Here is an 11,812-nt window from a genome sequence, read left to right as displayed (position 1 = left end):
TTCCAACAAGGAGACGGATGCATTACCGCAAGCATTTTGTCCGGGTTCTTGCAGGAGTGACCCTGCTGGCTGCGTGCTGCCTGGCCGTCGACGAGCCAAAACCCGCCGCACCCAAGTCCGCGGCGGCCTTGGCCGCGATCGCGCGGCATGAACGGGCATTGGCTGATGCGACTCGTGCTTACGAACAGGCGAAGCAAAAGGCGAGGGAAGAACTGCTGGCTGATCTGAAGAAAGCGCAGGCCGATGTTCTGAAGACGGGTGGCGCGTCTGCATTGTCGGAGGGGAACGCAATTTAAGCCATCATCGATCGCCCGACTTCCGAACCGCGTACTCCGCCGGCCGCCGTGCGGATGGCGTTCATCGGGAGGAAGTACAAGTGGATGGATCCCCAGTTTGGTAACAGAGGCTGGTTTACGCTGAAGGACGACAACACTGTCGCGGCCGGTTGGCACGACAGGGAAGGCGTCTGGGGCATTCGTCACGACGGAATGATCGTAGCCGGCATCCAGGGGAACGGCGGGAAGATGATTCTGCGCCCCTCAGCAGATGGCAAATCGTTGGTCTGGGCTCAGAGCGGCAAGCCTGTCGAGACGATGAACTAATCGGCACAGGCCGGCGAAAAAGGTCGCAGCAAATGGGACGAGGATGCAAAGGGGACATCTCGTACGTCCCCTTTACTCCGTCCCGTCGGCCCAGCCGGTCGGTTGCTCGGTCGGTTCCACCGGCCGGGCACGCCATGAAGACCGACTGGTTTCGGGGTAGCCGGTGTACCAGTACAGCACCATTCGGCCGTTGCCGGAGTTCAGCGCGAAATATTGCTGCCCCACGCGGACAAAGCCATCGTTGTACCGCCAATAGCTGCACGCCAAGAGCACGCCGGTCACCACGCACAGCACCAGCGATCCTGCCGCCGCGAAGTTGAACAGCCAGCGTCTCAGACGGGTTTCCTCCGACGCGTTATCAATGCCGTTGAGTGGGCGGCCAAACACTGAGCCGCGTTGGAATCAAACAGACCATGCCCCCCCGTTGCAGCGGTGCAGGGTTATCTGATACCGAGCACGCCGTTGCGCACGAGTACGAACGCGAGGCCGCCGATAAAGCCGCAGGCCGACAGGATTTTACCCAGGACGGCGAACCATGCCTGATTGAAGATGTTTCCCCAGAAGTAGTGGCAGTGGACAAAGACGCCCGCGGAAACCCACGCTATCCCGAACGCGGTCGCGTTCTGGCCCTGCAGCGTCATTGGGGATCGTGAACTTAACGTGATGTGCTGCGTCACGATCGCGTAGATGCCGTAACCGATGAGCGCTAATGGCACGACGACACCGAGCCCCCATTGGTAGAACGGCCCCTGGCCAGGCTGGTCTTCCCAGTCGTCGTCGTACGGCGTCGGGTTGTGCGGAAGTCGCGACCAGATGGGAACCGCCTTCGGGGTGCCGAGCCGCGTTGGAATCACAAGGACCGTGTAGGGTTATACCACACCGGCGGCCGACGCGGGTTGCGTGTCGGTGTGTCGCACCGGGTGGTGATGGCGCGTTGCGGCATGTCCTGTCTCGCGTCAGTTTCGCGCCGGGCGCGAACGGCACGAAGGGCATGAAGGAGCCGCGCAGTAAGCGGGGACGTGCGACAGGCGGGGACGGGTCACCGGCGTGGTCCCGCTTACTGCGCGGAGTACCGCTTCGTGCGCGGCTCCTTTTTAAGTGCGATCAGAAGCGGGCAACGCTTCAAAAAAGGGTTGCAATTTTGGTGCTTGGTACTGGGATACTTTCAAAAACACATCCGGCACGCCGTTTGAGCCGATTGGTATACTTTGAATCCTGCCGTCGCACTTCCGATTCGTACCCCTCCCGTATAATCCTGGCATGAAGAACGAAGACCCTAGCCAAGTGGCGGCGCGCATCGTCCGCGAGTCAACATCAAAAGAAGAACCGCTCCCAGCCGACGTGGAAGCGGCTTGGGAGCGGTGGTCTGCTGGCGTGGGGAGAATAGACGATCGGGCGGCAGCGTTGCTTAGAGCGGCGTTTGAGGCGGGCGTGGAGGCGGCGCGTCAAGCCAAGCCATCCAATGGCGCGGCGGAATTAGGAAAGCTTGGCGGGCTCAAGGGCGGGAAGGCGCGTGCCGCCAAACTCACGTCCGTTCAGCGAACGGAGATAGCGGCACGCGCGGCGGCGAAACGATGGGGGAAGACTAGTCCCTGACCATTCGCATTCTTACGCCATGCTCTGCGAATGTAGGCGCGGCCGCGTCGGCCAACATCGTGTCGATGTCTGGCTCGGAAACGAATAGCAGCTTTGCCAAGTCCGACTTTGTGTAGCCTGCCTCCAAATGCCTTTGGAGTAATCGCGTAAACACCTGCGGCGATTCGCCAGCTATCTCGATTGGCTCTGTTTTTCGCCAGCCTTTGCGAGACATCTGAACGTAAAGTGACTCATAACGGCGATCATCAATTCCATTAACCGCCTTCGCCCGGTACGCCGACGCCTGCATCGACACTCGCCATTTTCTCTTCAGTGCGGCAAGGTCAGCCAAACCAAGGTCGGGCCTGACGTCCCGACGAAAGTCTTTCGCAGGCATCAGAAAAGCAGACGCGAAGGCGTTGGCTTCTTTTTCTGCTACCGCCAAGTCCCGGTCCCGGCCAAAGTGCATGATTGTGTGTCCGAGTTCGTGCGCCAGACTAAACCGGATGCGATCGGGTGGCTTTGCACCATTGACGAAAAACAGCTTCGGGAGTTCTGGAACCCAGCGGCAAAGCGCGTCGATATCATCGACCTCCAATTCGCGATCAACAACAATCCCACCACAGGCTTCGATAACGCTAACCAAGTTCGGAAGCGGACCCGGCGCAACATTCATAGCAACGCGGGCCATAGCAGCTACCTTCTCGATATCTCCGGCGTGGTTTTCCGGGTCAATGGACGGGATGGTGTCTGGCGACGGCTCCGCAAGCTGCAATAGCCGATCAATCTGAATGTCAATGATATTGCACCGGGCGTGGATAGCCTTCACGTCGGCACGCCGCGCTTTGGATAGCGCCCGGTGATAAAAGTCGGACATGCTCGCCAAGCGGCGAGGGCGATCAACAAAGAAGAGTTCTCTCTGAACACCAAGTGCTAGTGCAATGCCGTCGATTTGATCGATTCCGGGAGTCAGAAGGTCCGCTTCCCATTTTCCAACGAGTGCTTGGCTGACCCCAAGCCTTTCCGCAAGATCGGATTGCGTAAGTGTTCTCGCCTCTCGCGCCGTAATCAGCATTCGAGAATTGAACGACGTTCCAAAGAGTGATTCCTTGGGCGCGCGCGCGATCGCCAGAGAATCCATATTGCTGCTCATAGGATCACCTCCGGTTCAAGTTAGGCGCTTCTGCGAGTTCGCATTTCGTTAATACGATCGGCAAGGATGGTAGGAAAACTTGCAATGATCTCTGCTTCGGCTTCCAGAAGTGATTGCTTCCAAAGGAATCTCTTCTTCGTTTCGACACCGATGGCAACCTTTGTGAGATGCTCTTCCAGTTCGTCAAGGTCAAAGCCAACTGTCAGCCACAACCGATCTTCGCTTGGCGGGGACGCGTACCCAGGGAAGTCGATAGACATCTGCGCGGCAGGTATGAATTCCGCCTTGATTCGATTCTGTCTCTTCGTGCTTACGCTCGTTGTCAATCCCTTTCGATTCTCCTTTGTCCGCTTAATCCGAAACGCGAAGTAGGGGTCAAGAAGAATCTCAGTTGAGCGCTTGTTCGGGTGAATGGAGGACGTCAATTCCGGCATTTCATCTGCTGCCAACCGGACGAGTTCGCGGCCAGTAGATGCGATGCGATCGTACAGCATATTCGCTCGCGAACACGCCCCGTACTCAGCATGGCCAACCGGATCAAGCGCACGGCTTACCTTGTAAGCATGGAAACCCTCATCGACCGCTTCGCGGAGTAGGACAGGGACTACGCTTCCAAGAGCGGCCATGATCTCGGCCTGCTGATCCTTGTGAAATGGAATTTCCATGGCCCAATAGTAGACGATCTCGCCCACGCTGTCAATAATCGGCACAGTTCTATTACCAATCCTATTACTTTTGTCTTGCAATGCTTGACCGCTCAAGCATAATGGGGCGTATGAACAAGCTGAACACCGAAGCCCGTGCCGCGATCCTTTCCTCCCTCGTGGAAGGCAACAGCATCGCTTCGACGTGCCGCATGTTCAGCGTGAACAAGGTGACGGTTCTGCGGCTCCTGGCTGATGCCGGAACGCTTGCGGCCAACTGGCATGAACTGGTCGTTTGGGATTTGCAGACGAAGCGCGTGCAGGTCGATGAAATCTGGTCGTTCGTAAACGCCAAACAGAAGAACGTGAACCCGAAGAACTGGGGCAAGGGGCACGGCGATACGTGGACGTGGGTGGCGATGGACGCCGATTCCAAGCTGGTCATCAACTGGCTTGTGGGCGGTCGCGATGCCAGCTACGGCAATGCGTTTGTTGCCGATACCGCTGGTCGTTTGGCGAATCGCGTCCAACTCACTAGCGACGGCTGGCAGGTTTACCGCAAGGCGATTCAAGAGGCGTTCGGCACCAACATCGACTACGCGATGCTCGTTAAGCAGTACGCCAACGAACGTACCGGCGCGGTCCGCTACAGTCCCGCCGAGTGCATCGGCGCGACACCTTCAATAATCGTTGGAAGCCCCGACGAAAAGCACATAAACACGTCGTTCGTTGAACGCCAAAACCTGACGATGCGAATGGGAATGCGCCGGTTTACCCGCCTTACGAATGGGTTTTCAAAGCGTGCCGAGAACCACAAGCACGCGATTTCCCTGCACTACTTCAACTACAACTTCATTCGGAGGCACCAGACGATCAAGACCACGCCCGCAGTTATGGCGGGCGTGGCGGATCGCGTGTGGACGATGCTGGACTTCGTTCGGTTGTTGGAGCGGGAAGAGAAGTTACTTGGTGGGCGGCTGACGGATTACAAGGCCTCTAAGCCTTGATGGCGGCAATGAATCCCTCGTCAATTGGCGTGCATTCATCTGCCGCTTGCAGCAGGTCGCGATGTGCGTTCGCGCCGTGGAAAAGATGGATAACTACACCCTCGGGCTTCGCGGCCTCAATCGCTGGAAGGAAATCACTATCGCCAGCCAAGATCGCAGCGTCAGTGATTTGGTGCTTCGCAGCCAAGATCGCCAAGTCCACGCCCAGAAGAATATCGACACGCTTTTGCTGAAAAATCGGCGTTCCGTCACCGCGTTCGCCACGCCGTTCCAGCCGTCCAAGACGTGGCTGCAGCCTTGAGTAGTGGCCCAAGGCAGCAATAAATCGCTGTTTTTTGCCGAATCGCTCGGCCTCTTCTGCAGTTGGAGGGTTTGATTGGTATGGCATGCAATCGTAGTAGTACGTTCGCAGCCTTTCGCAGCCCGCCGCCATGTGAATAGCTAGCTTTTCAAAGTCAACCTTCGGCTTTCCAAAAGCGGCGAGCAGGTTCTGTAGATACGCACCATCGATGAAGTTAGCAAATCTCCCCAAGTCCGGCTCCAAGCAGAAAAAAAGCCGCCAGTTACGGCGGCTCTAATTGGTGCCTGACATCCACAAGGAACGCCAGGGCGAATAGGTCCCCTAGTATCGGCTATGTTTTGTTGTCGGTCAAGTCGAAATGATTTTGGAAATTGGATTCACTGAATCCAAAATCAGCGATGTCAAAAACTTGCGTAGATTGTAGGAATCTCCGAAAGTATACCATTACCTGGTGCTTATACTTAACATATTCCATACAAACTGACGGCCTCGGGTCAGACCCTTTTGGGTTCGGCCGGAGGTTGGCTCACATTGACTGGTGCCTGGTTGGCGCGGGTGTGATCCGTCGCCTGTCGGGGTGTCGCACCGGGTGGTTCGATCGACGTTGTGCGACCGGCGGGTCGGGCTGATCCGCCGGCGTGGTTCGACTGGCGGGCTGGCGCTGAACTCGGACGATCCGGAGGGGTCGGGCCGAGTGATCTTGTTTTGGCGAACGTGGAGGGAGGTGTTAGTGAAGCCGAACAGACGGCTGCAAGTAGCTTGGGTTCGTTCGGCGAAGGTGCGTTGGGTTCGTTTGGCGGCTCCCGCTGGGTTCGTTCGGTGGACTGGTCGGTTGCATGCGCATGTAGGCAAGCCCGTGTCGTCCGGCCAACGCCCATGGGCAAGCGTAGTTGCTCATGCCATATGGCAACGGAGCCTCGGGTTCGTTTGGCCGTCGTCGGGTTCGTTCGGCGGTCAGCGTGGTTGAGGATGGACGGCTGCCGGTGTGTGACGTCGCTCGCACGGCTTGGAAAGCCGTGTCACGGACAGCGTTTCGGAGTGCCGCCTTGGGTTCGTTTGGCGAAGGTGCGTTGGGTTCGTTCGGCGGCGGCGTTTGGCGAGGGAATGTCTTCCGGGCGGCGTGTGGCGAGGGAATGCGTTGCGGCCACAACCCCCACCCTAACCCTCCCCCGGCGTACCGGAGGAGGGGATTGGGGGTGATTCTGGGTTCGTTTGGCTGCTTGCCTTGGGTTCGTTCGGCGGGCTCGCCTTGGGTTCGTTCGGCGACCTTCTGACGACTGCCTGAAGGCTACCGAGTAATGGCCACCGACCGATCACAAGTAACAAGTTACAAGTGACCAGTGACAAATGACCAGCACCCAGCCAACCACCACCCGCTTACGCCATTTCCTTGGCGCGCTTGCGGACGTCTTCGATCCCGCCGACGTACAGGAACGCCTGCTCGGGCAGGTCGTCGGCGCGGCCGTCGGTGATTTCTTCGAAGCTCGCCAGGGTTTCCTTCAGCGGCGTGTAGATGCCCTTCTTGCCAGTGAACTGCTCGGCGACGACGAACGGCTGGCTGAAGAATCGCTCGATCTTGCGGGCACGGCTGACGATGAGCTTGTCTTCTTCGCTCAGTTCGTCGACGCCAAGGATGGCGATGATGTCCTGCAGGTCGCGGTAGCGCTGGAGCATCGTCTGTACCTTGCGGGCGATGCGGTAGTGGTCTTCGCCGACGATGTCGGTCGAGAGGGCGCGCGAGCCCGACGCTAGCGGATCGACGGCGGGGTAAATGCCCTTGCTGGCAATGCTGCGTTCCAGATAGATGAACGCGTCAAGATGCTGGAACGCGTTGGCCGGGGCCGGGTCGGTCGGATCGTCGGCGGGCACGTACACGGCCTGCACGGACGTGATCGCGCCGTTCTTGGTGCTGGTGATGCGTTCCTGGAGCTGACCCATTTCGGTGGCCAGCGTGGGCTGGTAACCGACGGCGCTGGGCATGCGGCCGAGGAGAGCCGACACTTCCGAACCGGCCTGGGTGAAGCGGAAAATGTTGTCGATGAACAGGAGCGTGTCGGCGCCGGTTTCATCGCGGAAGTACTCGGCCATCGTCAGGGCCGAGAGAGCCACGCGGAGACGCGCGCCTGGCGGCTCGTTCATCTGGCCGAAGACCATGACGGTCTGGTCGATGACGTGACGACCGGTGTCGCCGATCTGGGCTTCCTGCATTTCGAGCCAGAGGTCGGTGCCTTCGCGGGTGCGTTCACCGACGCCGGCGAACACGGAGTAACCGCCGTGCTGCTGGGCGATACGGGCGATGAGTTCCTGAATGACGACGGTCTTGCCGAGGCCGGCACCGCCGAACAGACCGGCCTTGCCGCCGCGGATGAACGGGGTGAGCAGGTCGATGACCTTGATGCCGGTTTCGAAGACTTCGGCCTTGGGGGTCAGGTCGGTGAACTCCGGCGGATCGCGGTGAATGGGCCGACGACCGGAGGCGGCGACGGGGCCGCGGTTGTCGATCGGTTCGCCGAGGAGGTTAAACACGCGGCCGAGGGTTTCCTTGCCGACCGGGACGGTCAGTGCGGCACCGGTGTCGACGCAGTCGACGCCACGGGCCAGGCCGTCCGTGCTGCCCAGGGCAACGGCGCGGACGCGTCCGCCGCCCAGGTGCTGCTGCACTTCACCGGTGAGGGTGGAGTTGCTGTAGGCCAGCGGGATCTTGAGAGCGTTATAGATCTCGGGGAGCTGATCTTCGGGGAACTGGGCGTCGAAGGTCGAGCCGATGACCTGCGTGATTTTTCCGGTCGCGGGCATGATTGCGCCTGAGCTAAGGGTTACAAGGGCCACGGCCTTCCAGGCCGTACCGAGGGCAGGAGAGACCCCGACGGGGTGTTTCCTGTCCACGGGGCGCGGGATTGTACATTTCCTTCACAATGTCGCAAGTTCGGAGGATGTCCCGCGAACACGAAACGTAAACCTGCGAAAACAGCGAAAGGAACCGCAGATTTCACAGTTGCTGCAGATTGAAAGGAAGACGATTTGCGAAATCGCTGCGATCTTCGGTTTCGTCGTCTGGGCGAGGGGTTGATGGCGTCGTGGTTAACGATGTGACGGTCCGTGCTTTCCGCAGTCCGCGGAACGCCGAAGCGCGCCGGACGCGTCTCTAAAACGGATGCTTCAATTCGGAGGACATCATGAGGCCGTCCGCCTTGCACCGAGAGAATGAAAACTGAACCGCAGATTGCGCAGATGCCGCAGATTGCCTTCTCCCAAATCTGCGACATCTGCGCAATCTGCGGTTCATCGCACCCTTTTCGGAGCAGGACACGGCGGTCACGAAAGATGAAGACGGAGACGAGAGCTATGAACGACCTGAACGTTTCATTCGGCTTGCAGGCTGCGACGATCAAACTCGGGCAGATTCTCGGCGATTTCTCCGTGTTCTCGGCGACCTCCGTGGCGGTCCTGGATTTTACGGGCTAACGGTGTGGCGTCGTTATCCGTTGTTCCCTGCGGGCGTTACGATGGTAGATCGGGTGGGGACTGGCTGAGGAGCGATCATGAGCGACGACAAAAACTACGACAAAAACAATGCTGAACCCGGAGTTGGTCCGGAATCCGATGTCCCCTCCCCCGCCGCCGGGGACGACCGGCAGCCCGATGCGTTTGTCGAAGCGGGCGAGGGCTCGGCGGAGGCGGCCGACAGCTCCGCCGATGCTGATCAGCCCATCGTGGACGACCTGGACACCCCCGCTCACCCCGACGAGAAGACGATCGCCGAGACCGAGGCGGCGTTCGCGGCGTTGCATTACAGCGGCGACAAGGGTCGCCGGAAGTACCGCGGGCCGCGGAGTGTTGTCATCCTGGTGCTGGTGTTGCTGGGGATTGTCGGGCTGGGCATTTATGCCGTCATCTGGTCGGACCACCTGCGGCAGAAGAACGAGAAGATCGAGCTCCGCGTGCTGGAAGAACGGCACGTGATGGCGACCTGGCAGCAGCGGAACAATGAGATCCGCCAGAAGATCTATGAACGGAGTTTCCCCGGGGAGAAGATCGCGCCGGCCAACAGCATCTATAAGCCGCTGAGCGCGTCGGATAAGGCGTTATATGACGCGAGGATGGCGCAGTACGGCACGCAGTTCGAGCCGGACGCGAACCAGAAAGCGTTGATCGAGGAGACGAAGAAGCTGGTGGAGCAGTTCCGCCCGCCCACGACGTCCCCCGCCACAGCCGCCAGCAATCCGGCCGGCTGAGGAGGGGTGACGCCTGGGCGTCGTCGGGCGCAAACGTCGGGCATGAATCAGGCGGCGTGGATCAGTCGTCTTTCTTCCACGACGACGACTTCCACGACTTTTCGGAGGAACGCTTCTTCTGCTCGGCCTGCTTCTTGAGCAGTTCGCGCTGTTTCTCGGCGGCCTTCTTGGCGGCTTCCCGGGCCGCTTCCTGGCGGCGCTTCTCGGAATCGCTCTTGTCGTCGTCGTCGTCATCCTTGTCGTCGTCAGACGGCTTGGGGGCTGGCGGCGTCGTGGGCTTCGGCTTCGTGGGCGGGGGCGGTGAAACCGGCGGCGAAGCGGGCGGCGAGGCCGGAGGCGATGCGGGCGGCGAAATCGGCGGGGAGATGGGCGGCGAGATAGGCGGCGACAGCGGGCTTTCAATGCCGGTCGGTGTCGACGATGCCCCGGCGACGCCCGGTGTAAACCCGTAACCGACACGTACAAAGTCCGCCAGGCTGTGACCGGTGACGTCCGGGTTCCACGACGTCGACGACTGAGCCCGGGCCGCCGTCAGGTAAGCCGACGTGGTGCTGCCGAGATTCAGGGTCGCGGCGTAGGTTCCGGCGGTTCGGCCGGCCGCGGGGTAGTTCACGGTGACGATTCGGCTGGTGTCGCGACCGGCCGACCAGGAACTCCAGGCCACCGCGGGCCCGCCGAGGTTGACATTCACCACCCCGCCGGCGGTGCTGTAGCGGTTGCCGCTGAGGGTGATTTCGGTTGTGGAGAAGTCGTCGCCGACGGTCATGAGGGTCGGACTCTGGATGCGCTGGAAGTCGTTGTTGCGGATGACGAGGTTGTTCAGGCCCGAAGCGCCGGTGCCGCCGGACACCAGTTCGTTGGTGATGGTCAGGGCGCGTGTCCAGTCGTAGATGACGTTGTCTTCGATGACCAGGTCGTTGATGCCGACGGCCTGAGCGGGGTTGGTGACACTCGCGCCGACGCTGAGGTTAATCGCCGAGCCGGAGTTGGCCGGCGATCCGGCGAAGACGTTGCCCTTGATGGAGGTGCCGCTGCCGGCCTTGATGTTGCTGATGTCGATGCCGTAGCCGCGCGGAGCGCCGGCGATGGAACCGCCGCCGATGAAGGTGTTGTTCCAGACGCGCCCACTGACGCCGCCGGCCTTGACCGGCGAACCGTTCACCAGGCCGAAGGTCAGGTGGATGGGATTGTCGATGAAGGTGTTGCTCTCGATGACGCCGCCGGAGCGGGCCTGCAATCCATGGCTGGAGGCGCGGGCGAAGGTGTTGCCGTAGGCGACGAAGCTGTTGACGCTTTCTTTAATGTAGGCGTTGTGGTTGAAGACGGTCTGGCCGGCTCCGGTGACCGCGGCGTTCCAGCCGTTGTTGTCGAAGACGTTCTGCTGGAGCGTCAGTCCGTTGATGCTCTCGGCGTACAAGCCCTGGGAGTGACCGGCGGTGTTGTAGGCGTCAAGGATGCTGGACCGGCGGACGCGGACGTTGCCCGCCGTGCCGGTGACGCCGGCGATCGTCAGGTTGGTCGTGTAGCTGTCGATCTCGACGTCTTCGACGAGCAGGTTGTTGGTGCCGCTGATGAGACGGACACCTTCGTTGCCGGCGGTGCCAGTGTAGGTGGCGCTGGAAGGGTCGCGGGTATCGGCGTAGAAGCGGATACCCATGATCGCCAGGTGATTGACGACCGGCGAGCTGGCGCTGCCGACGGTGATCGCCATGCTCGAGCCGGTGGCGACGACGGGGCGAGATCCGGAACCGTAGGCACCGATAACCAATGGGCTGGCGGTATCGCGGCCGCCCTTGGTCCAGACGCCAAAGCTTTCACGCCACGTGTCGCCCCGGCGAAGCAGGAGCTGGTCGCCGGTGCCGGTGCGGACCAGGGCCTTGGCGGCGGCAAGGGTTTTGAGCGGGGACGACTGCGAGAGCCCGTTGTTGGCGTCATTGCCGGCGGAACTGCTGACGTAAACAACGCGGTCGCCGGCCTCGGGCGTGACGACCGTATACCCCGCGGCGTTCACCGAAACCGCGAACAGCCTGCGGTTTTCGAGGGATTGGAACATGCGATCGCTGGGGATTGGCGACTGGAGCGGTCGGGGGAGTTTGCCTTTGGCCGATCGTGCGGTCGTTGTGGTCATGGGTGCCCTGGAATCAATGGTGTGTTTTACGGTGAGCCGGCTGCGATCCTCTGTCCCTTTGTGCAGGGGGATCCGGCGTCCTCTGTCAAAATCCCGGGGTTACCCACTATCCCAACACGGGCGAAGCCGGATTAGGGATATCCCCATTTGCTTGGGAGGTCGGATTG

At 60.5% G+C, this 11,812-nt stretch carries 11 protein-coding genes; 4 read left to right on the top strand and 7 right to left on the bottom strand.

Features of this window, described 5'->3' with window-relative positions; all coding sequences use genetic code 11:
* The first annotated feature begins 17 nt into the window (after positions 1-17).
* A complete protein-coding gene (locus IPV69_RS20265) occupies positions 18-296 on the top strand; it encodes a hypothetical protein (RefSeq protein ID WP_206291540.1) in 279 nt (92 codons plus the stop codon).
* Positions 297-380: 84 nt separating this feature from the next.
* Positions 381-602, top strand: a complete 222-nt coding sequence (locus tag IPV69_RS20260) for a hypothetical protein (RefSeq protein WP_206291539.1) — start codon at positions 381-383, stop codon at positions 600-602.
* 72 nt (positions 603-674) lie between these two features.
* On the opposite strand, the gene IPV69_RS20255 is transcribed toward IPV69_RS20260, so the two are convergent.
* The 4 genes from IPV69_RS20255 to IPV69_RS20240 all read right to left on the bottom strand — a co-directional run bounded on the left by IPV69_RS20255 (position 675) and on the right by IPV69_RS20240 (position 4,040).
* Positions 675-989 carry a hypothetical protein gene (locus IPV69_RS20255; RefSeq protein ID WP_206291538.1) on the bottom strand — a complete coding sequence of 105 codons (315 nt, stop codon included), beginning with the start codon at positions 987-989 and terminating at the stop codon, positions 675-677.
* Between the two features lie 53 nt (positions 990-1,042).
* Positions 1,043-1,456 (bottom strand): hypothetical protein, encoded by a 414-nt coding sequence (locus tag IPV69_RS20250; RefSeq protein ID WP_206291537.1) that lies wholly within the window; start codon positions 1,454-1,456, stop codon positions 1,043-1,045.
* Positions 1,457-2,187: 731 nt separating this feature from the next.
* Positions 2,188-3,330, bottom strand: coding sequence for an ImmA/IrrE family metallo-endopeptidase (locus tag IPV69_RS20245; protein WP_206291536.1), 1,143 nt, complete (start codon positions 3,328-3,330; stop codon positions 2,188-2,190).
* Positions 3,331-3,350: 20 nt separating this feature from the next.
* The gene (locus IPV69_RS20240; RefSeq protein WP_206291535.1) at positions 3,351-4,040 is read right to left on the bottom strand and encodes a hypothetical protein; all 690 of its coding nucleotides are present in this window, start codon (positions 4,038-4,040) and stop codon (positions 3,351-3,353) included.
* Positions 4,041-4,105: 65 nt separating this feature from the next.
* Between IPV69_RS20240 and IPV69_RS20235 the strand changes: the two genes are divergently transcribed.
* Positions 4,106-4,981: an IS1 family transposase gene (locus IPV69_RS20235; RefSeq protein WP_206291534.1), complete on the top strand. Its 876-nt coding sequence runs from the start codon at positions 4,106-4,108 to the stop codon at positions 4,979-4,981.
* On the opposite strand, the gene IPV69_RS20230 is transcribed toward IPV69_RS20235, so the two are convergent.
* A complete protein-coding gene (locus IPV69_RS20230) occupies positions 4,971-5,513 on the bottom strand; it encodes an NYN domain-containing protein (RefSeq protein ID WP_206291533.1) in 543 nt (180 codons plus the stop codon). The genes IPV69_RS20235 and IPV69_RS20230 overlap by 11 nt on opposite strands.
* Positions 5,514-6,659: 1,146 nt before the next feature.
* Complete coding sequence (gene atpD, locus IPV69_RS20225; RefSeq protein ID WP_206291532.1) at positions 6,660-8,078, bottom strand: F0F1 ATP synthase subunit beta; 1,419 nt, start codon at positions 8,076-8,078, stop codon at positions 6,660-6,662.
* Positions 8,079-8,824: 746 nt separating this feature from the next.
* Between atpD and IPV69_RS20220 the strand changes: the two genes are divergently transcribed.
* Complete coding sequence (locus IPV69_RS20220) at positions 8,825-9,517, top strand: hypothetical protein (protein ID WP_206291531.1); 693 nt, start codon at positions 8,825-8,827, stop codon at positions 9,515-9,517.
* Positions 9,518-9,578: 61 nt separating this feature from the next.
* Here IPV69_RS20220 and IPV69_RS20215 read toward each other — a convergent pair whose 3' ends face one another.
* Complete coding sequence (locus tag IPV69_RS20215; protein WP_206291530.1) at positions 9,579-11,645, bottom strand: hypothetical protein; 2,067 nt, start codon at positions 11,643-11,645, stop codon at positions 9,579-9,581.
* Positions 11,646-11,812 lie beyond the last annotated feature (167 nt).

The sequence above is a fragment of the Humisphaera borealis genome (assembly GCF_015169395.1).
Lineage (GTDB): Bacteria > Planctomycetota > Phycisphaerae > Tepidisphaerales > Tepidisphaeraceae > Humisphaera > Humisphaera borealis.
This window is presented reverse-complemented; position numbering and strand designations above follow the sequence as displayed.